Origin of the sequence: Actinomadura keratinilytica, from assembly GCF_039539665.1 — a bacterium.
Taxonomy (GTDB): Bacteria; Actinomycetota; Actinomycetes; order Streptosporangiales; family Streptosporangiaceae; genus Spirillospora; species Spirillospora keratinilytica.
In genome coordinates this window covers 78,223-98,148 of the sequence record NZ_BAABDO010000014.1, presented here as the reverse complement: position 1 = coordinate 98,148, position 19,926 = coordinate 78,223, and the positions used below count along the sequence as shown (strand labels likewise).

Genomic DNA, 19,926 nt, shown 5'->3' with positions numbered 1-19,926 from the left:
GCGATCGTGCTGGTCACCGCCTTGTTCTGGATCAACGCATGATCCACCGGACACGCCCTAGGGGCCGCGCCTCGGGGGCTGGGGGCGGGCCCGGCACGCGATATATCGTGGAAAGGGCCCGGATCCGGAACCGGCGGCCCGCCGCGGCCGTTCGCCGGATAAGAGCCTCGGAGGTGTGGCAATGCCCAAGGTGGTCCTCGTCATCGGCGGTGTGGCCGTCGGACTCGTCGCCCTGAAGATCCTCGGCCCCCTCATCGCGCTGCTGATCGTGCTGGGCGTGGTCGCCCTGCCCGTGGTCGGCTACCTGATGCTGGATCCGTCGCAGCGCCGCCGGCTGCGCGCCCAGGGCCGCAAGCGCCTGGGCGGCGGCTGACCCGGCGGCGGCTCGCGGCTTCGGGTCAGGCGGTCGCGCCGCTGCCCTCCGGTTCGGTGATCCTGCCCGCGGTCAGGCCCCAGCGGTCGGCCGGCGTCGGCCCGGACCCGCACTCGCCGGCGATGTAGAGCCGGTCGCCGGACACGTCGCCGGGCGGTCGGGCGTATCTTCGGCGGCGTGACGGAGATGCGCATCGGGGTGGTGGGGGCGGGGATCCTCGGGCTGGCGGTGGCGCGGCGGCTGACGCTCGTGCGGCCCGGGGCCGAGGTGACGGTGCTGGACAAGGAGGACCGCATCGCCGCCCACCAGACCGGCCACAACAGCGGCGTCGCGCACGCGGGCCTGTACTACGCGCCCGGCTCGCTGAAGGCGACGCTGTGCAGGCGCGGCATCGGGCTGCTGAAGGAGTACTGCGCCGAGCGCGGCCTGCCGTACGTGGAGTGCGGCAAGGTCGTCGTGGCGCGGGACGAGTCCGAGCTGGCGCCGCTGGCGGAGATCGAGCGCCGCGCGACCGCCAACGGCGTGCCGGGGCTGCGCCGCCTGTCGCCCGCGGAGCTGCGCGAGGTGGAGCCGCACGCCGCCGGGGTGGCGGCCCTGCACTCCCCCAGCACCGCGATCGTCGACTTCCCGGCGGTGGCGCGGGCGTTCGCCGACGACGTGGCGGCGGCGGGCGGCCGGGTGCGGCTCGGCTTCGAGGTGGTCGGGCTGCGCCGGGCGGGCGAGCGGGTCGCGGTGGCGTCCCGCGCCGAGGAGCTGACGTTCGACCTGCTGGTGGTGTGCGCGGGGCTGCAGTCCGACCGGGTGGCGCGCCTGGCGGGCGACTTCCCCGCCCCGGCGATCGTGCCGTTCCGCGGGGAGTACTACCGGCTGCGGCCCGGCCGCACCGATCTGGTGCGCGGCCTGATCTACCCGGTGCCCGACCCCCGGTACCCCTTCCTCGGCGTGCACTTCACCCGGCGCGTGGACGGCGGCGTCGACGTCGGCCCCAACGCCGTGCTGGCACTGGCGCGCGAGGGCTACCGGTGGCGGGACGTGCGCCCGGCCGACGTGTGGGACACGCTGCGCTGGCCCGGTTTCCGCCGGCTGGCGCGGCGGCACTGGCGCACCGGCCTGAAGGAGATGTACGGGTCGGCGTCCAGGCGGGCGTTCGTGGCGCAGGCGCGCGCGTTCGTCCCCGAGCTGACCGCCGCCGACGTGGTGGCGGCCCCGGCCGGGGTGCGGGCGCAGGCGGTCGACCCGGACGGCTCCCTCGTCGACGACTTCCGCATCGGCCGCCTCGGGCCCGTGGTCACGGTCCGCAACGCCCCGTCCCCGGCCGCCACCTCGTCACTGGCGATCGCCGAGCACGTCGTCGACCGGCTGCTCGGCTAGCCCCACAGCTTGCGGTCGTCGCCGCGCGGGTCCCGGACGACCTCGTCGGCGACGGCGTCGAAGACCTTGACGCGGCGGGCGTCGGCGTCGAACCGCGGCCAGCCGGGGTCGCCGTGGGCGGCGAAGTCCACCCAGGCGCGGTGCATGGCGTCGGCCAGCCGCTGCGGCGGGTTGGGGCCCGCCATGCCCTCGGTGTCGGCGGAGTGCAGGTTGTCGAACACGAAGCCGAGTTCCAGCGCGTGGCAGGCGCCGAGGTCCGGGCGGGGCGACCGCCAGGCGAACTCGTACATCCAGGTCGGCGCGTGCGCGGCGTGGGCCTCGGCGAGCCGGTTGGCCGGGATGCGGAACATGCTGTCGGTGATGATCGCGGCGAGCAGTTCGCCGGGGGTCAGGTCGGCGTGCCGTTCGCGGTAGCCGGCGACGACGTGCGGCGGGACGCCCATGCCGGCGGCGACCAGGTCCACCGTGTCGGGGGTGAGCGCGTCGGCCAGCCCGGTCGGCATGAGGAACAGCCGGAACTCCTCGGTCGTGTAGCCGGTGAGCAGGTCGACGCCGCGGCCGGCGCCGGCCGCGACCGCCTCCTCGGGGCGGCGCTCCAGCAGGTCGCCGTCGATCACCGGGGTGAGCGACATGCCCCCGGCGGCGGTGCTGGCGCCCCACCGGTTCGGGTCGGGGAACGCGGCGACCTCGGCCGCGACCGCCGCCTGCACCGGGATGATCTCGGCCGGGGCGAGCCGGGCGAACCCCTCGGCGGTCGGCTCGACGCCGAGCCGGGCGGCCATCTCCTTGGTGACCAGCAGCGCGTCGTCGGCGGTCTGGGCGATGGAGCCCGCACCGCTCTGCGCCACGGCCCGCCGGAACAGGCCCAGGTCGAGCGACAGCAGCGTGGACACGCTCATCCCGCCCGCCGACTCGCCGAACACGGTGACGCGGGACGGGTCGCCGCCGAACGCCGCGATGTTGTCGCGCACCCACTCCAGAGCGGCGATCTGGTCCAGCAGCCCCCGGTTGGCCGGTGCGCCGGGCAGGTGGGCGAAGCCCTCGACGCCCAGCCGGTAGTTGATCGTCACGCAGACCACGCCGTCGCGGGCGAAGGCGGCGCCGTTGTAGACCGGCACCGCGCCCGACCCGTTGCGGAACGCGCCGCCGTGGATCCACACCATGACCGGCATGCCGGAGCCGCCGGGGTCGGGGGTCCAGACGTTGAGGTTGAGGCAGTCCTCCCCGGGGATGTCCGGGTCGGGCAGGAGCATGTCGTACGGGCGCGGGTAGCCGGGCTTGGGCGCGGTCGGGCCGTAGGCGGTGGCGTCGCGTACGCCGTCCCACGGCTCGGGCGGCTGCGGCGCCTTGAAGCGCCGGGGGCCGAACGGCGGCGCCGCGTAGGGGATGCCGAGGAAGGCCGTCACCCCGTTGTCGGCGCGCCCCCGCACCTTGCCGTACCGCGTCTCGACGATCGCCCGCATACGCTCTCCTACGAACTAGAACGAAGTTCGAGTATTTCCGAGCGTACGCGACCGGCGCCCGGGCCGGGACGCGCGGGGCCCGGGCCGCGTCACGGCGCGGCGGCCTGCGGCGCGCGGCCCTCCACGGGGCGGAGCATGCGGGTGAGGTGGGCGCGGGCGAAGGCGCGGATGTCGTCCTCGTCGTCCAGCCTGAGCCCGCCGCCCGGGACGAGCAGCAGCGACAGCGCCACCCGCAGCAGCACCTCGGCGACCGTCGCGTAGTCCTCGGCGGAGCCGGGACTGGCCCGGCGCAGCCGGTCGGCCAGGATGTCGCGGGCGGCCAGCAGCACCGCGCCGCCGTTCATGCCGAGCTGGTCGACGAACACGTCCGGCTCGCTCTGCAGCACCCGGGTGATCAGCGGATGGGTGCGGGCGCCGCGCAGCCCCACGACGAACCCCTCCACCACCGCCTCCTCCGGCGTCGGCAGGCCCTCGGTGGCCTCGGCGATCGCGGTCAGGAAGCGGCGGACCTCGCGCAGGATCACGGCCTGCAGCAGCTGCTCCTTGTTGGTGAACCGCCGGTAGATCGTGGTGCGCGCGACCCGGGCCCGCTTGGCGACGTCCTCGACGCTGACGCGGCGCAGCCCGTAGGTCTCGAACTCCGCCAGCGCGGCGTCCAGGATCCGGGCGTCCAGGTCGTCGGTGTCGGGGCCGCCGGTGCGCAGCCTGGTCAGCAGCCCGGCCTGCGCGGACGCATCGGTGGTCATAGCCCGCACCCTACCGGCCGAACACGAAGTTACAATTCATGTTGCTCTGTTCCTTTCCCCTCTCTGGCGGTGCGCATGACGGACGACCACGCCCCGGCCGACCCGCCGCTCGGCCCCGACTCGCTCACCTGGCGGTACTTCGGCGACACCCGGCTGATGCTGGTGGGGCCGCGCGCGGCCGTGCTGCAGAACATGCTCCCGGCGCTCGGCCAGGGCGTGCAGGACCACTCGGTGTTCTTCGCCGAGACGTTCGCCCGGCTGCGCCGCTCCGTCGGCCCGATCATGGACACGGTCTACGGCGGGCCGCGCGCCGCCGAGACCGGGCGCCGCGTCCGCGACTACCACCGCGACGTCAAGGGCACGATGCCGGACGGCTCCCGCTACCACGCGCTGGACCCGGAGACCTACTACTGGGCGCACGCCACGTTCGTCGACCACCTGATGTACGGCATCGACACGTTCGTCCGCCCGCTGACCGACGCCGACCGGCGCCGCATCTACGCCGAGTCCAAGACGTGGTTCCGCATGTACGGGGTGAGCGAGCGGGCCATGCCCGAGGACTGGGAGGCGTTCCAGGCGTACTGGAAGCGCATGATGGACGAGGTGGTCGAGCCGCACCGCACCGCCCGCTACGGCGTGGGGTACGTCACCAAGGGCCTGCCCGCGCCGCGCCGCGTCCCCCGCGGCCTGTGGCGCCGCGTCAGCCCGCCGCTGGACGCCGTCGCCCGCTTCCTCACCGTCGGCGGTCTGCCGCCCCGCGCGCGGGAGCTGCTCGGCCTGCCGTGGAGCGCCGCCGACGAGCGCCGCTACCGCCGCTTCGCCGCCGCCGTGCGCCGCATGGGCCCGCTGTGGCCGCTGCTGCCGGAGGCCGTCCGCTACTTCCCGCACGCCCGCCGCGCCTTCGCCCGCGACGGCCGCCCGCGGGTGCGCTGACCCGGGGCGGCCGCGGCGGGCCGCCCGGAGGCTAGGCGCGGATGCGGGCGTCGTAGGCCCGGCGCGCCTCGGGGTCGTAGTCCAGGAAGATGCGGTCCAGGCCGTAGCGGCGGGAGATGGCGCGCTTGAGGGCGTCGGGGAACAGCGCGCCGAGCCGCACCTGCGCGCCCAGCCGGCGCGGCACCACCACCTGCGGGCGCGGGCGGCCGATGAGGTCGACGACCGCGGCGGCGATCTCCTCGGGCTCGCAGTTGCGCTGCCCCTTGGGGCTGCGCGTCCCGGCGACCAGCTCGGTGTTGGTGAACGTCGGCAGGACCGCGCTGACGTGCACGCCCCGGTCGCGCACCTCCAGCCGGGTCGCCTCGGTGAACGCGACGACGGCCGCCTTGCTGGCGTTGTAGAGGGCCAGGCCGGGGGTGGGCAGCACGCCCGCCAGCGACGCGATGTTGACGATGTGGCCCCGCCCGCGCGGCAGCATGCGCTCCAGCGCGAGCTTGGTGCCGAGCATGACGCCGTGGACGTTGACGTCCATGCAGCGGCGGGCGTCGGCGTCGCTCTCTTCGGTGACGGGCCCGATCGGCATGATGCCCGCGTTGTTGACCAGCACGTCCACCGGGCCGGCCGCCTCCTGCGCCGCGTCCAGGAACGCGGTGAACGACTCGCGCGACGTCACGTCGAGGGCCAGCCCGCGCACGCCGATGCGGTCGGCGGCCTCCTTGGCGGCGGCCTCGTCGACGTCGCCGATGACGACGTCGGCGCCCTTGGCGCGGACGGCCCGCGCGGTGGCCAGGCCGATGCCGCGGGCGCCTCCGGTGATCAGCACGACCTTGCTCATCGGGTCCCCTCCAACCGGTACAGGTGCACGGGCAGGCCGTCCTTGGGCGACGGCAGCGAGGTGGTGTCCAGCGGCCATTCGTAGCGGCCCGGCACGCTCCAGCCGTAGCGGAGCAGCAGCTGGTGCATGATGCTCTTGACCTGCATGCCCGCGAAGTGCAGGCCGATGCACTTGTGGGCGCCGCCGCCGAAGGGGGCCCAGGCGAACCGGTGCACCCGGTCCTCGCGGCGCTCGGGCGAGAACCGCTCGGGGTCGAACTTCTCCGGCTCCGGCCACCACTCGGCCATGTGGTGGTTGGTGAGCAGCGGCACGACGACGAGGCTTCCGGCGGGGATGTGGTGGCCGAGGACGGAGGTGTCCTTGACAGCGCGGCGGGGCAGCGCCGGCACCGGCGCGACCATCCGCAGCGACTCCTTCATCACCATGTCCACGGTGGTCATCGCGTCCAGGTCGGCGAAGCCCAGCACCGGCTTGCCGAGCGCGCGCGACTGCTCGCGCGCCCGGTCCTGCCACTCGGGGTACTTGGCCATGTGGTAGGCCATGGTGGTGAGCGTGATGGTGGTGGTGTCGTGCGCCGCCATCAACGCGAAGATCATGTGGTTGACGACGTCCTCGTCGGTGAAGCGGTGCCCGTCGTCGGTCTCGGCCTGGCACAGCGCGGCGAACAGGTCGTCGCCGCCGTCGCGCCGCTTGGCCGGCAGGTGCCGGTAGAAGAACTCCTCCAGCGCCTTGCGGGCCCGCATGCCCTTGTGCCAGCGCAGGCCGGGCACCGAGAAGCGCACGTAGGCGGTGCCCGCGCGGACCGCGTCGATGAACGCGCCGTTGATCCGGTCGGCCTCGGCGCGGTCGAGCTCGACGCCCATGAACACGTCGGTGGCCAGGTCGAGGGTGAGCTGCTTGACGTGGTCGTAGACGGTGAAGCCCCGGCCGGGCTCCCAGGCGTCCAGGCCCGCGGCGATGCTCGGCGCCATGCGCTCCATGTAGGCGCGCAGCCGGTCCCGGGTGAAGGCCTGCTGCATGATGCGCCGGTGGTGCAGGTGCTCGTCGAAGTCGAGCAGCATGATGCCGCGGTGGAAGAACGGCCCGATGAAGTAGCTCCACGCCGGGCCGTTGGCGAACGCCTTGTCCCGGTTGACCAGGACGGTCTCGGCGGCCTCGGGCCCCTGGACGGTCACCGTGCGCTGGCCGAGCAGCCAGCCCCACGACACCGGGCCGTACTGCTCGTAGCGCTTGCGCGCCTGCCCGAACGGGTCGCGCATCACCTGCAGGGTGTTGCCGATGAACGGCAGGCCCGGGACGCCGGGCACGGGTTTGAGCCCGCTCCCGGGCGGCGGTGGGGCGAGGATGCTGGCGGCCATGGACCCTCCCAGGCCCCCGAAGGGGGAAGCTACAAAAACGCGATTTATGTAGCTTTGTTGTAACGCACCGGACGAGTGCGCGTCCAGGGATGGTCGGGACGGACCGTCCCGAAGGCGCGGGGCCGGTCAGGCGAGCGGCCGGTACCCGCCCGCGGAGTCGCGGACGTAGACCCGCCCCTGCCCCGGACGCGGCATGCCCTCCGCGCGCAGCGAGTCGGTCCGCAGCCGCCGCCCGCCGGTCACCGGGATCTCGTCGACCACGCGGACCAGCGCCGGCCGCATCTCCGGCGGCACCCGCAGCAGCGCCTCGGCCAGATCGACCGGCTTGACCTCGGTGTCCGGGTCGCGCAGGCTGATCGCGGCCGCGACGGCCTCGGTGCCGTCCCCGGCCGGGACCCCGTACACCGCGACCGCGTCCACGTACGGCAGGTCGCCGAGCGCGTCGCGGATCGGGCCGGGCGGGACGATGCCCTCGGCCGTGCGGATCAGCTCGGTCTCCCGCCCCACCAGCCAGTAGTCGCCGTCGGCGTCGCGGCGGAACAGGTCGCCGGTGGACAGCCACGCGTCCCCCGGCGCGAACACGCCGCGCAGCGGGCGGCGGGCGGACGCGGCGGCCCCGGGCGCGACCCGCACCAGCAGCACGCCGATCTCGTCCGGCGCGCACTCGACGGCGAACCCGTCGGGGCCCTGCTCCGGCCGCCCGTTCTCCAGGTCGTAGCGGGCCAGCCGCACCCGGGCGCTGCCGGGCAGCGGGCGCCCCAGCGAGCCGGGTTTGCGGCCGGTCAGGTTGACCAGGATCGCCTCGGCCTCGGTGGTGGCGTAGAACTCCAGGACGCGCGCGGGCGCGAACCGCTCCTCCACCCGCCGCCACAGCCCGCGCGGCATGCCCGACCCGATGAACAGCCGCACGGCGTGGTGCCGCTCGCCCGGGTGCGGCGGCGCGTTCACCAGGTCGCGCAGCAGCGTCCAGGTGTAGGACGCGACCGTCACGCCGTAGCGGCGGGCCTCGTCCCAGAACGTCTCGGGGTCGTAGGCGGTGGCCAGCGCCAGCCGGGACCCGCCCGCCACCGCGCCGCCCAGGCTCATCAGCAGCGCCGACGGGTGCTGCAGCGGGGTGATGCTGAACACGGTGTCGGCGGCCGACAGCGACGCCGACGACGCGGTGCCGAACGCCGACAGCGCCCAGCGCCGGTTGGTGATCCGGTGGGCCCGCAGGTGCTCGCCGTCGCCGGTGAAGCACACGAACGCCAGGTCGCCCGCACGTCCCGGGTTGGGCCGGTACCAGCCGGGCACCGCCACCCGGTCGGGGTCGATGCGCTCCATGTCGGTCAGCATGTCGGTCAGCATGTCGGTGAGCGCGTCGGTCGGCGCATCGGTCGGCGCATCGGTCGGCGCATCGGTCGGCGCATCGGTCGGCGCATCGATCGGCGCGTCGGCCAGGAGAAGGCCGCGCGTCCGGTCGCCCCGGGCCCGGCCGCCGCCCAGCAGGTACGCCCGGACGCCGGGCAGCGCGGCGGCGCGTTCGGCGTTCTGCGGGTCGGCGATGATCCGGTCCACCTCGCCCAGGGCCGCCTCGCGCGCCGGGTCGCCGTCGGGACGCAGCAGCACCGCCACGGCGCCCAGCCGGTTGAGCGCCGCCACCAGCGCCAGCGCGGTGGGCCGCGTCTCCATGAGCACCCCCACCGGGTCGCCCTGCCGCACCCCGATGTGGATCAGCCCGCGGACCACCGCGTCGATGCGCCCCTTGGCGGCGGCCTGCGTGTACGCGCGCCCCTGGTACAGGAAGAACACGTCGTCGGGGGCGCGGTCGGCCTGCTCGTCCAGCAGCAGCCCCATGGACATGCGCGTGTCGGCCTGGATGCGCTCCAGCCGCGCCAGCCGGGGCAGGTTCTGCCCGGCCTCCCGCGCGATCTGGCCGATCCCCTGGACGGCCCGCGCCGCCGTCACCACGGCCGACCGGGCGGCGTTCACCCCGATGCCGGCCGCCAGCTGCAGCCCGTACGCGGCCGCGCCGCCCGGCGGGGACGCCGCCGCCCGCTCCTCGCTTTCCAGCGGGCGCACGAGTTCGGGCAGGTCGCCGTCCCCGTCGCGCCACCTGACCCACTCGGCGACGGCGGGCCAGGTCCGGGAGACGGCCAGGCTCCCCACGACCAGCCCGAAGTGCCCCGCCCGCAGGGTCGCCCCGTACACCTCGGCGCGGGGCGCGGCGCGGCCGATGGCCCGCACCATGGCGGGCGGCGCGATCTCGTCGACCTCGCCGGCGAACGCCAGCACCGGGCAGGTGATGTCGGCCAGCGTCACCACCCGGTCGCCGATGACGAACCCGCCGGTCAGCATGCGGTTGTGCGCGACGAACTGGCGGATGAACTCCGCCAGCGCCGGGCCGGGCCAGGCCACCCAGCCCTCGCGCTCGATGAACCGGCGCTGCCGCTCGCGCGGCGCCAGCCGCTCCCGGTCGTGCAGCGCCAGCACGAAGCCGACCCGGCTGCGCACCGACTTGACCGGGCTGAGCAGCTGGAAGCCGGTGCGCAGCACCCAGCCGGGTACGGCGAAGCCGCGGATCAAGCCTTCGGGGATGCGGCCCGCGCCCTCGGCCGCCAGCCAGGCGGGCACCCCGAACGGCAGCCCCACGCTGGTGTCGGCCGGGCTGCCGAACGTCACCAGCGACGCGACGCCCTCGCTGCGCCGGTACGCCGCCGCCTGGTAGGCGAACATGCCGCCCTGCGAGTAGCCCGCGACGTGCACGTCCCGCCCGGTGGCCTTCCGGACCCGGTCGACCGCGTCGCTGACGGCCAGCACGTGGTCGGTGATGGTGCGCTCCAGCCCGCCCGGCTCCCGCTCCGGCGCGCCGAAGTCGACCACCCACGGGTCGGCGCCCAGCTCCCGCAGCACCCGCACCGCGCTGACCCGCGAGGAGATGTCGTACACCTCCGCCGTGATCATCAGCGGCGGCACGAGCAGCACCACGGGCCGGCCCTCGCCGTCGCCGGGGTAGTAGTGCCGCAGCCGGTAGACCCGCCGGGCGCCGACCACCTCGTACGGCGCGGCGTCCTCGCCGGTGTCCAGCCCGCCGAACCGGACCACCTCCAGCGCGTTCTGCGCGGTCGCCCCGAGGCGGGCGCCCAGGCGCAGCAGAGATGTCGTCACAGCGGGCATCGTCGGCCTTTCACAACGTCATGGACATCGTGTCCGCAACCGACGCCGCCGGTCAACGATCTACGTCGGCGGGACGATCCGCGCCCCGGGCATCTTCCCCGCCTGCAGCAGTTCCCACATGTGGCGGCGGCGCGGTTTGCCGCTGGAGGTCCGCTGGATCAGCCCGCCGCCCACCACGATCGTCAGCTCGACGTCGGCGCCGAGCCTGCGGCGCAGCGTCTCCCGCACGTCGCCGGCCCACGGCGCGTCGTTCGTCTCGGCGAACAGCGCCAGCCCCTTGGTGCCGGCGCCGGGCACGCCGACGACCACGATCCGGCCCTTGCCCAGCCCGGTCAGCTCGGCGATCTTGGCTTCCAGGTCCTCCACGTACACCGACCGGCCGCGCACCTTGATGCTGTCGCCCATCCGGCCGAGCACGAACAGCTGCCCCTCGTGGAAGAAGCCCGCGTCCCCGGTGTAGACGAGCCCGTCGCCGAACCGCGTCGACTTGCCCTCCGCGCCCGCGTAGTAGCCGGGGCAGGCGGACGCGCCGCCGACGACGATCTCCCCGAGATGCCCCTCGGGCAGCTCCCGCCCGTCGTCGTCCACGATCGTCACCGGCACGTCCGGCTGGGGCGTGCCGCAGCCGACCACCCAGCCCGCCTTGGCGCCCACCGACGCGGGGCCCAGCGTGTGGGAGTCCAGGACGCTCACCTTCCGCCCGAACTCCAGCGACTCGGGGTCGGGCCGCACCGCCAGCGGGTCGTCCCGGCGGGCGTCCGCGGTGACCAGCAGCGTGGTCTCCGCCATCCCGTACGCGGGCATGAACGTGTGCCGGGAGAACCCGAACGGCTCCACCAGCTGCGCGAAGACCTCCAGCGCGTGCGGGTCGATCGGCTCGGCCCCGATGATCGCGGTGCGCCAGCCGGACAGGTCGACGCCCTCTAGCTGCTCGGGCTTGACGCGCCGCGCGCAGTAGGCGTACGCGAACGGCGGCGCCGCGGTGTGCCTGGCCTCGGCGAAGCACCGCAGCCACCGCGCGGGGTCGCGGATGAACTGGTCGGGCCGCATCAGCCGCAGCCCGGCCTGCCGGGAGATCGGCGTGATGAAGCAGCCGATCAGCCCCATGTCGTGGTACAGCGGCAGCCAGGACGCCACCGTGTCGTCGTCCTGGAAGCCGGCCGTCCGGGTGATCAGCTCGACGTTGGCCTGCAGGTTCTCCCAGGTGACCATGACGCCGCGCGGCGCGCCGCTGGACCCGGAGGTGAACTGCAGCAGGGCCGGCTCCCCCGGCTCCCTGAGCTCGGCCTCCCGCTCCGCCTGCCGGGGGATCCACGGCTCGCCGGGCAGCCCCGCGTCCGCCATGGCCCGCCCGATCAGCGGGGCCAGGTCCGGCGACGCGATCGTCACCCGGGGCCGGGCCTGCCGCAGGATCGCCGCCACGTGCGCCACGTACTCGTCGCCGTCCTGGAACAGCGGCGGCGTCAGCAGGCACACCGTGGCACCGGCCGCCCACACCGCGAAGTAGGTCTCCACGCAGGTGAAGTCGGTCGGCAGGACGACGCACACCACGTCGCCGGGGGCCACGCCCGTCTCCAGCAGCGCCCCGGCCGTGCGCCGCGCCGCCGCGGCCAGCTCCCCGTAGTCGCGGAACTCCCAGCCGCCGTCGTCGGTCGCCAGGTGAACGCCGCGTTCGACATTCGGCTTGTCCAGCCAGTCCCGCAGGGCAGATGCCATGACGTTCCTTCCCGCCGAGTAAAAACTCGGGGGTAACTTCACCAGCGCCGAGGCATCCCGTCAACCGAAACGATCAGCGGCCTCAGGCCCGCGCGGGCCTGCGCACCGCCTTGGCGACGCCCCGCCACCCCAGCAGGAACAGCGCGGTGAACAGCGACGCCACCACGACGAACGAGACCGCCGTCCCCTGCCCCGAGACGACCCGCAGCACCATGCCCACCGCCACGGTGGACGCCCAGACCCCCACACCGGCGGGCACGAACGCCTCCGGCCGCCGCCACGCGCGCGTCACCAGCCAGCCCACCGCCAGCCCCACCAGGAACGGCCACGCCGTGCCCGCGATCCCGGTCAGGCTCGCCGCCTCCTCATGCGACGCCCGCCCGATCGTCACGAACACGAGCACACACACGGCATCCAGCGCCGCCGCCCCAACATTACGCACGCCCCCAGCATAAGAACCCCCACCGCTCCCCCACACAACCCCTCTGCCCTGCCCCAACCCCCAAGCCCGCCCCCCCGACGGGGAATCACCCCCAAAGGCCAGCGAACAAGCACCTGACACAGGCGAAGCCCCCGAACCCGACGGGCGAACAACCGGCAGGCCCCTTCGGGGCCCAGGTAACGAACCCCTCTGGGAACTCACGAAGCGTCCCCATGGACTGGACGAGTGTTCCCGGAACCCTTTAGGAGCAGGGGGAAGACACCGCGCACAAGTCCAACCCCCGGCGGACAGAACACCTCTCGGAAGCGCCACCAAGGTCAGCGAACAAGCACCGACATAGGCCGAGGCCCCGACCGGGGCCGCGGAACAAGGGACGAACGGCCGGGCACGCGTTCAGGAGCCCCAAGCACCCCAGGAAGCAAGCCAAGGGCCTATGGAGCCCAGGGAGCGCACGCAACGTGACCTGACGAGGTCCCAGGCGTCTCCCCGAAGTCATCAAGCTGACCTGGCACGCGCACGACGCGTGGTGCTCCTGGTCCTGGGGGCCGACACCACGCTCTCGTACTTCGACGACCGGGCCGGCAAGCCGTGGTCCGCCCCCCCGCGGGCGGGGCAGCGCGCTATGGCGGCAGGCGCACGCGGTGACCCCCGACCCCGGTATCGCGGTCGTGGCGTGGCTGGGGTATGCGGCGCCGCGCACGTCCAGCAGCGACGTACTGACCGATGTCACAAGCCCGACACCTGGCTGACGGAACACCTAGAGAAGGCTCCCCCGGTAGCTGGTGGAAGACACCCGCACAGGCCGAGGACGCCGAGTCGAACCCGCACGGGTAGGCGGTCCTGGGTGTCGGCCCCTATGAGCGAGAAAGCCCGGGGAACTGCAAAGCCCCCAGGGGCCTGTCGGGGTTCGAGGGCGTCGCCCCCGGCCGAAATGCGAAGAGGCCCCCGGGAAGCAAACCGAAGGCTTGCGAACAGGGGCCCCTGCCTAGTAGCGGGGGCAGGATTTGAACCTGCGACCTCTGGGTTATGAGCCCAGCGAGCTACCGAACTGCTCCACCCCGCGGCGACGGTCTTAACTCTATGGGTCCCGGGGGTGGCGTGCAAACCAATTTCGTTCGTGCCGCTCGGGTGGAGGGGCCGCGGTGTGTCGGCGCGCGCCGTGCCCATGCGGGATGAACGCTCCCGGCACCGGCACCCGCGGCCCATGTCCTGCCCGGTCGCGGCTGGGACAGCGCCAGTCCGGCGGCGGTCAGACGCGGATGGTCATGCCGTCGTTGCCGGCGACGTCGCGGCCGTCGTAGCCCTTGCCCGCCTTGAGCTTCCACACCGCGTCCGGGACGAGCCGCTTGCCGCCCGGGCGAGGTGGCTGAGGACGAGCCGTCCGACACCGGCCTTCTGCGCGCCCTCCCGGCCGACCCGCGTCACGTCGCTGTGGCTGTTCATGTGGTGCTGGATCTGGTCGGGCGTGAGGTTGCGGGCGGCCTTGACGATCTGCAGGTCGATGACCTCGTGGACGAGGACGTCGGCGCCGCGCGCCAAAGTGGCCGTGTCGGGGGTGATCGTGGTGTCGCCGCCGATCCGTGCTCGGTGTCGAACCGGAACGCGAAGGACGGGAACACCGGCGGGGGGCTCGACGAGGATGGCGGTGACCTTGACGTTGTCGTCGGACATCGCGGTGAACGGCTGCATCGCCGGGGCCATCGGGCCGCTTGGCCCCGCGCCGACCGACGGCGCGGCGATGTCATGGGGCCGGACCAGGTCGCGGATGTCGGGCCTGTCGGCCGCGGCGGACACCGGCCCCACGAACCGGGACACCGGCCCGCGCCGGACGACCAGGCAGGACATGCCCGGCAGCGTGCCGCGCAGGTACAGCGCGTCGGGTGTGCGGGTCGCCACGGCGAAGCCGAAGTCGCGGGCGAACATCTCGGCGCGGCGCAGGTCCGGCTTCTCGAACTCCAGCCACGCCAGGTCGACGTGCTGGAGGTGCACGGGCGGCTGATGGACGAGCGCACTGACCGCGGCCGACAGACACGAAGCGGCCCGCCCGGACGCATCCGGACGGGCCGCGTTCACATGCGAGGGTTCACAGGAGGTGCCTCATCGCCCGCTTGACGAAGTCGTTGCGGGCCTCGGTGGACAGCCCTTCGAGGCCGAAGCCGACGTAGACGGTGTCCTTGGTGACGACGCCGGCGCCTTCCTCGAAGGCCTTCTGGCTGCGCGTCCAGTCGTTGGCCGCCGGTGCCGACCCCTCGGGCGGGCCGGCGACGGTCCAGCCGCCGAGGTCGCTTTCGAAGGAGGTCTCGGCGAGGGTCTCCCCGCCGGAGGTGATCGCGACGTCGTCCAGGAAGACGCCCAGGCCCTGGGTGCCCCAGTCGCTGACGTAGGTGATCGACACCTCGACCTTCTTACCGGCGTACGCCGACAGGTCGATCGACCATTCCTGGTAGCCGTTGGACTTGCCGCTGGCCGCGTGCCAGGTGCCGGTGGTGCCCGTGGGCGAGCAGTCCTGGCCCTGGTAGTGGTTCAGGTGCGGGTGCAGGGACCGCCATCCCGAGGCGCAGCTGTTGCCGGTGCCCTGCCGGGTGTGGCCGTTGGCGTCGGGCAGGGTCGTCCAGTCGTCCTGGCCTTCCGTGCGCGCCTCGACGAACAGGAAGTCCCAGTCGGCCTCGGTCTCGTACGAGGTGTGGAAGGTCAGCCTGCCGTCGCTGCGGCCGGTCAGGTCGATCGTGCGGGTGAGCCGCTTGTACGACACGTCGGCCTGGCCGCTGAAGGCGTACCAGTCGCCGGTCCGCGGGTCGTACGGGGCGCCGCCCGGCCGGTTCCACTTGATCGGCGCCTCGGCGGCGAACTGCGGGAACCGGTCCTTCGGCAGGAAGCTGGACGTGCTGAGGAACGAGGCGGTGTGGTCCTGGTTGCCCGCCGAGTCCCCGCCGTTCAATGGGGCCTGGAACCCGGCGAACTCGCCGCCCGCGCCGCTGACCGGGTACGGCTTGCCGTCCTGGCCGGTGCCGCCGTCGCTGACGTAGCTGTAGGCGCCCAGGTAGTACTGCAGGAAGTCGTTGAGCATCGGCAGGCAGGGCGGGTCGGAGGGCTGCGTGCACTCCGGCCGGCCTGGGGCGTCCGGCTCGTAGTAGTACGCGCCGTCGGCGCCTTGGGCGAACCCGGCGTACTTGCCGGTGAACAGCAGCTTGCCGCCCTCGTTGAGGTAGTCGCGGACGCTGAGCTCCAGGTCGAAGGCGAGCTTGGCGGCCGTTCCGGCGGGCTGGCCGGGCGCGCGCGGGACGATGTCGTCGCCGGTCTCCCAGACGACGGCCTTGTAGTGGCTCAGCACGCCCAGGTGGTGCGGTGCCTTGCGGCCGTTCTTGTCGACGTCGTAGACGTCGGGCCTGTGCCCGGCGGCCTTGAGGGCGTTGACGTACGCGGCGGCGTACTTGGCCTCCGTCGCGCCCTGGTCGGGGCTGGCTCCCGTGACGTCCTCGGCGGCGAGCACCAGGACGTCTCCGCCGATGTCCTTGGCGACCTTGTAGGTGAACCTCTGGCTGGAGACCTTCGTGCGCTGCTTGCGGGCCTCGAACCAGACCTCGACCTTGTCGCCCGGCTTGGTGCCGCGGACCGTGCCGCGGTATTCGGCGTAGTAGTGCCGTCCCTCGTCGCCGTACCGCTCGCCGCCCTTCCACTCGCGGACGGAGCCGGACCGCACGCGGCCGCCGTTGACGCGGTAGCGCAGCTTCAGGTCCTTCAGCGAGCGGCGGGCGGTCACCGCGACCGGCTGGGTCCTGCCGTGCGACACCTCGAAGGTGTCGGCGACCAGGTCGGGGGTGGTGACGCCGGTCACGGAGACGGGCCGGTCGGGCGTGTGCGCCGACTTGGCCGTGGCGACCGCCAGCGGGAGGTTCTTGGCGAACTCCTGCTGGATGAGCTTCTCGTCGTCCGGGAAGTGGAAGACGCTGGCGCAGTCCTCGGGCCGCCACTGGTCGTCGGGGTCGGCGGCGCTGGCGGTCTGGCAGGTGGACATCTCCGGCGTGAAGGTCAGCGTCCCGTACCGCTCGGTCATGTGGCCGTCGGTGTCGCCGTTGGTGATGTACAGCTCGGCGCCCAGGTCCGGGTCGTATCCGGGGACGGCGGGTTTGTCGTCGTCGCCGAGCAGCGCCTGGAAGATGTGGTCGTCCGGGCTGGGCGTCTGCTGCTGCCAGCCGACGCCGTACAGCAGCAGTTCCGCCGCCGAGTGGTAGTTGATCAGGAACTTGGGGCGGATCCGCTTGACGAAGGCGTCCTGCGCCTTGGTCTCCGGCTCCGACGCCGGCGCGGCGCCGCGGTAGGTCTGGCTGTCGGGCGACGGCGAGGACCCCTCGTTGTCGTAGCCCCACTTGTGCGGGAAGTTGCGGTTGATGTCGACGCCGTCCGCCGTGGTGAGCCGGCCGTCGCCGTCGTTGTCGCGCAGGTTCTTGCGCCACATCCGGTTGTCGGGGTCGAACGTCAGGTCGTAGCCGTCGACGTTGACGACCGGGATGAACCACAGGTCGGTGGTGTCGACCAGCTTGGTGATCTCCGCGTTCTTCCCGTAGTTGTCCAGGAAGTAGTGCAGCTGGCGGCGCACGGTCTCCGCGGTGATCCACTCCCGGGCGTGCTGGGTGCCCTGGTAGACCACGGCCGGACGCGAGCCGCGCTCGGGGTAGGTGCGGGCGCCCTTCGTCACCCGGACGGCGGTGATCGGCTTGCCCTTCAGCGATGTGCCGATGTCGACGGCCTTGGCGATCTTCGGGTGGGCGGCGGCCGCCTTGACGATCTCCTCGCGGATGTTCCCGGCACCGGAGTAGGGCCGGTACACCTTGCCCTGCTCCGCGAGCGTCCTGGCCCGCTGGCTGGCCGTCTGGCCGTTGACCGTCTTGAGGCGGAGGGGCACGCCCTTGGCCCGCAGCGCCTCGCCCTGCGCCCGGCTCATGGCGACCTCGATCGGGATCTTGCCGCCCGACGGCTTGCCGTGCGCGATGTCCTCGTGGTCGAGCCCGAGGGCCTTCAGCTGCTTGAACTGGCCCGCGGTGAGCTCTCCGGCGAACACCTCGATCTTGTCCTGGCCGCGCGTCCGGCCCGGTGCGGCGGCCGCCGGCGGGGCGACCAGCAGGCCCGCTCCGAGGGCCAGCGCGGCTACCGCAGAGATGGTTCTGCGCCTCACTGCGCCTCCAGAAAGGTGGGGGTTCTCGAGGAGCCCCCGCTCGGTCGGGACGCGCGCGGCACTCCCCGAGCAGCGAGGTGATCGTCATATGAGGCTTATCCGAAGGTCAACATCGAGTTTGAGCTTTGTTGACATCTGCCGGCTAGGCCGGACGAGATCTATGCAGCCGCTTCCGGCCAACCCCTGGATATCTCCCGCGCACCGGCTCCCACCGCCCCGACCTGCAAACGGAAGATCACGACCCGTGACCGCACCAGGCGCCCAGGGTGTAGTCCCCTGGCGAAAGCGAAGGGCCCCGGCGAGCAAACCCGAAGCCCCGTGGACAAGGGCCCCGCTCAACGCGGTCCCTCTTTGAGAGAAATGCCCGGAAGGCAAGCTGAAGGCTTGCAACGCCTACCTGCAAGGAGGATCGGGCGGAAGTTCCAGGGGGTCGCCCCCCTGGGCGAAAAGCGAAGAGGCCCCCGGGAAGCAAGCCAAAGCTCGCGAACAGGGGCCCCTGCCCTGACGGGGGTTCCAGGGGGTCGCCCCCCTGGGCGAAAAGCGAAGAGGCCCCCGGGAAGCAAACCGAAGGCTTGCGAACAGGGGCCCCTGCCTAGTAGCGGGGGCAGGATTTGAACCTGCGACCTCTGGGTTATGAGCCCAGCGAGCTACCGAACTGCTCCACCCCGCGGCGACGGCTCTAACTCTAGGGCATTCCGGAAGATCGGCCAAATCGACGCCCGCGGTGCCCCGCCGCGGCGCGCACGGGGCGGGTCAGCGGCAGGTGGGGACCTCGCCCTTGCCGGTGTTGATGGCGTTGAGCGCCTGGATGGTGCCGTTCAGCGTGTCGGCGCGGACGAGGCGCAGGCCGTCGGGGCGGGCCTTGAGGGCGTCGGCGCAGTTGTCGGCGGGGGTGAGGAAGATGGTGGCGCCGGCGCGGCGGGCGGCGATCATCTTCTGCTGGATGCCGCCGATGGGGCCGACCTCGCCCTCGGCGGTGATGGTGCCGGTGCCGGCGATGAACTTGCCGCCGGTGAGCGAGCCCGGGGTGAGCTTGTCCACGATGGCCAGGGAGAACATCAGGCCGGCGCTGGGGCCGCCGACGTCGCCGACGCTGATGTCGACCTTGAACGGGAACTTGTACTGGTCGGACAGCACGATGCCGACCACGGGACGGCCGCCGTCGCCCGCGGCGGTCCGCAGCGTGACCTTCTGCTCGGCGCCGGAGCGGCGGACCGTCACGGTGACCGGGTCGCCGGCCTTGCGCTTGCCCATCAGCTCGGTGGCGGCGCCGACGCGCTCGACCCGGGTGCCGTCGACGGCGACCAGCTCGTCGCCGGGGCGCAGCCGGCCGTCGGCGGGACGGCCCTTCTGCACCGCGTCGATGACGATGCGGGTGGAGATCGGGATGTTCAGCTGGCGCAGCGCGGCGGCCTGGGCGGTCTCCTGCGAGTCGCGCATCTGCCGGGTGTTCTCCTCGTCCACCTGCTTCTGCGACTCGTTCCGCGGGAAGATCGTCTCCTCGGGGACGATCGCCACGTCGCCGTCCAGCCAGCCGCGCAGGGCGGTGAACAGGTCGATGCGCGAACCGGGGCCGCCGCGGTAGGTGACGGTGGTGAAGTTCAGGTGCCCGGCGTCGGGGTACACCCGCCGGCCCTCGATCTTGACCAGCTCTTCGCCCTTGTCGTTCTCGCCGAGGGTGTTGCTGGTGGGGCCGGGCATCAGCGCGACGTACGGCACCGGCAGCAGCGAGCCGACCAGCGCCAGCACCATGACCAGGACGCTGGCGACGGCGAGGGTGACCGCGCGGCGAGACGACATGTGCGGCTCCTGGGCTCCTAGGTCAAGCGGCCGCCGGAGGGGCGGTCGGGTGGTCGGTGGGGCGTGGGCCGGGCGGCGGCGCCGGGGCCGCGGGCACCGGTGTGCGGCTGCGCCGCCCCGTCAGCAGGCCCCGACCCATTCGTCGCCGCCGTCGGCGAACGTCTGGTGCTTCCAGATCGGCACCTGGGCCTTGAGGTCGTCGATGAGCCTGCGGCAGGCGTCGAACGCCTCCCCGCGGTGCGCGCAGGCCGCGGCCACCACCACGGCCAGGTCGCCGATCTCCAGTTCGCCGACCCGGTGCACGGCGGCCAGCGCCTTGACCGGGAAGTCGGCGGCGACCTTCTCCATCACGGTGCGCAGCTCGCGTTCCACGGTGGGGTGGGCGCTGTACGACAGGCGGCTGACCGCGCGGGCGTGGTCGTGGTCGCGGACGGTGCCGACGAACACGGCCGTCCCGCCCGCCGCCGGATCACCGACGGCCTCGAGCACCTCGGCGACCGACAGGGGGGTGTCTCGGACGGCGACCAGCCTGATGACCTCGCTCACGCTCCGCAGGTTAC

Annotated in this window: 15 protein-coding genes and 2 tRNA genes; 4 read left to right on the top strand and 13 right to left on the bottom strand. The window is 73.2% G+C overall.

All coding sequences use genetic code 11. From position 1 onward, the window contains the following. Positions 1–181: 181 nt before the first annotated feature. Together ABD879_RS07850 and lhgO are read left to right on the top strand one after the other, a co-directional pair. Complete coding sequence (locus ABD879_RS07850; RefSeq protein ID WP_345018902.1) at positions 182–373, top strand: hypothetical protein; 192 nt, start codon at positions 182–184, stop codon at positions 371–373. A gap of 186 nt (positions 374–559) precedes the next feature. Next, the gene (gene lhgO, locus ABD879_RS07845) at positions 560–1,744 is read left to right on the top strand and encodes an L-2-hydroxyglutarate oxidase (RefSeq protein ID WP_345018914.1); all 1,185 of its coding nucleotides are present in this window, start codon (positions 560–562) and stop codon (positions 1,742–1,744) included. Here the strand turns inward: lhgO and ABD879_RS07840 are convergent. Both ABD879_RS07840 and ABD879_RS07835 read right to left on the bottom strand, forming a co-directional pair. Next, positions 1,741–3,207, bottom strand: a complete 1,467-nt coding sequence (locus ABD879_RS07840; RefSeq protein ID WP_345018900.1) for a carboxylesterase/lipase family protein — start codon at positions 3,205–3,207, stop codon at positions 1,741–1,743. The genes lhgO and ABD879_RS07840 overlap by 4 nt on opposite strands. 89 nt (positions 3,208–3,296) lie before the next feature. Continuing rightward, the gene (locus ABD879_RS07835; RefSeq protein ID WP_345018899.1) at positions 3,297–3,953 is read right to left on the bottom strand and encodes a TetR/AcrR family transcriptional regulator; all 657 of its coding nucleotides are present in this window, start codon (positions 3,951–3,953) and stop codon (positions 3,297–3,299) included. A 75-nt stretch (positions 3,954–4,028) separates the two neighbouring features. Here ABD879_RS07835 and ABD879_RS07830 point away from each other — a divergent pair, with 75 nt between their 5' ends. Beyond that, positions 4,029–4,886 carry an oxygenase MpaB family protein gene (locus ABD879_RS07830; protein ID WP_345018897.1) on the top strand — a complete coding sequence of 286 codons (858 nt, stop codon included), beginning with the start codon at positions 4,029–4,031 and terminating at the stop codon, positions 4,884–4,886. 31 nt (positions 4,887–4,917) lie between these two features. On the opposite strand, the gene ABD879_RS07825 is transcribed toward ABD879_RS07830, so the two are convergent. From ABD879_RS07825 to ABD879_RS07805, 5 genes are all read right to left on the bottom strand, one after another. Next, positions 4,918–5,721, bottom strand: coding sequence for an SDR family oxidoreductase (locus tag ABD879_RS07825; RefSeq protein ID WP_345018896.1), 804 nt, complete (start codon positions 5,719–5,721; stop codon positions 4,918–4,920). After that, positions 5,718–7,079, bottom strand: coding sequence for a cytochrome P450 (locus tag ABD879_RS07820; protein WP_345018894.1), 1,362 nt, complete (start codon positions 7,077–7,079; stop codon positions 5,718–5,720). Before ABD879_RS07820 ends, ABD879_RS07825 begins: the two co-directional genes overlap by 4 nt. Before the next feature lie 126 nt (positions 7,080–7,205). Beyond that, entirely contained in the window at positions 7,206–10,226 is a 3,021-nt protein-coding gene (locus ABD879_RS07815; RefSeq protein ID WP_345018892.1) for an alpha/beta fold hydrolase, read from the bottom strand. Positions 10,227–10,295: 69 nt separating this feature from the next. After that, positions 10,296–11,951 carry an AMP-binding protein gene (locus ABD879_RS07810; RefSeq protein ID WP_345018890.1) on the bottom strand — a complete coding sequence of 552 codons (1,656 nt, stop codon included), beginning with the start codon at positions 11,949–11,951 and terminating at the stop codon, positions 10,296–10,298. Between the two features lie 82 nt (positions 11,952–12,033). Beyond that, positions 12,034–12,393 (bottom strand): DUF3054 domain-containing protein, encoded by a 360-nt coding sequence (locus tag ABD879_RS07805; RefSeq protein ID WP_345018888.1) that lies wholly within the window; start codon positions 12,391–12,393, stop codon positions 12,034–12,036. Between the two features lie 494 nt (positions 12,394–12,887). On the opposite strand from ABD879_RS07805, the gene ABD879_RS32910 reads away from it, so the two are divergent. Then, complete coding sequence (locus ABD879_RS32910) at positions 12,888–13,142, top strand: alpha/beta hydrolase (RefSeq protein ID WP_425549623.1); 255 nt, start codon at positions 12,888–12,890, stop codon at positions 13,140–13,142. Positions 13,143–13,382: 240 nt separating this feature from the next. Here the strand turns inward: ABD879_RS32910 and ABD879_RS07800 are convergent. From ABD879_RS07800 to ABD879_RS07775, 6 genes are all read right to left on the bottom strand, one after another. Continuing rightward, positions 13,383–13,456, bottom strand: a tRNA-Met gene (locus tag ABD879_RS07800). A gap of 200 nt (positions 13,457–13,656) precedes the next feature. Then, on the bottom strand, positions 13,657–14,382 hold the full coding sequence (locus tag ABD879_RS07795; protein ID WP_345018887.1) for a hypothetical protein: 726 nt from the start codon (positions 14,380–14,382) through the stop codon (positions 13,657–13,659). 94 nt (positions 14,383–14,476) lie between these two features. After that, positions 14,477–17,566 carry a M14 family metallopeptidase gene (locus ABD879_RS07790; RefSeq protein WP_345018885.1) on the bottom strand — a complete coding sequence of 1,030 codons (3,090 nt, stop codon included), beginning with the start codon at positions 17,564–17,566 and terminating at the stop codon, positions 14,477–14,479. 596 nt (positions 17,567–18,162) lie between these two features. Beyond that, positions 18,163–18,236, bottom strand: a tRNA-Met gene (locus tag ABD879_RS07785). Between the two features lie 83 nt (positions 18,237–18,319). Then, on the bottom strand, positions 18,320–19,366 hold the full coding sequence (locus tag ABD879_RS07780; RefSeq protein WP_345018883.1) for a YlbL family protein: 1,047 nt from the start codon (positions 19,364–19,366) through the stop codon (positions 18,320–18,322). A 120-nt stretch (positions 19,367–19,486) separates the two neighbouring features. Beyond that, positions 19,487–19,912 carry a molybdenum cofactor biosynthesis protein MoaE gene (locus ABD879_RS07775; protein WP_345018882.1) on the bottom strand — a complete coding sequence of 142 codons (426 nt, stop codon included), beginning with the start codon at positions 19,910–19,912 and terminating at the stop codon, positions 19,487–19,489. Between the last annotated feature and the right edge of the window lie 14 nt (positions 19,913–19,926).

Excerpts from the sequence above, each read along its gene's own strand:
- ABD879_RS07850 (WP_345018902.1), top strand. The coding sequence starts at position 182 with ATGCCCAAGGTGGTCCTCGTCATCGGCGGTGTGGCCGTCGGACTCGTC.
- lhgO (WP_345018914.1), top strand. The coding sequence starts at position 560 with ATGCGCATCGGGGTGGTGGGGGCGGGGATCCTCGGGCTGGCGGTGGCG.
- ABD879_RS07840 (WP_345018900.1), bottom strand. The coding sequence starts at position 3,207 with ATGCGGGCGATCGTCGAGACGCGGTACGGCAAGGTGCGGGGGCGCGCC.
- ABD879_RS07835 (WP_345018899.1), bottom strand. The coding sequence starts at position 3,953 with ATGACCACCGATGCGTCCGCGCAGGCCGGGCTGCTGACCAGGCTGCGC.
- ABD879_RS07830 (WP_345018897.1), top strand. The coding sequence starts at position 4,029 with ATGACGGACGACCACGCCCCGGCCGACCCGCCGCTCGGCCCCGACTCG.
- ABD879_RS07825 (WP_345018896.1), bottom strand. The coding sequence starts at position 5,721 with ATGAGCAAGGTCGTGCTGATCACCGGAGGCGCCCGCGGCATCGGCCTG.
- ABD879_RS07820 (WP_345018894.1), bottom strand. The coding sequence starts at position 7,079 with ATGGCCGCCAGCATCCTCGCCCCACCGCCGCCCGGGAGCGGGCTCAAA.
- ABD879_RS07810 (WP_345018890.1), bottom strand. The coding sequence starts at position 11,951 with ATGGCATCTGCCCTGCGGGACTGGCTGGACAAGCCGAATGTCGAACGC.
- ABD879_RS07780 (WP_345018883.1), bottom strand. The coding sequence starts at position 19,366 with ATGTCGTCTCGCCGCGCGGTCACCCTCGCCGTCGCCAGCGTCCTGGTC.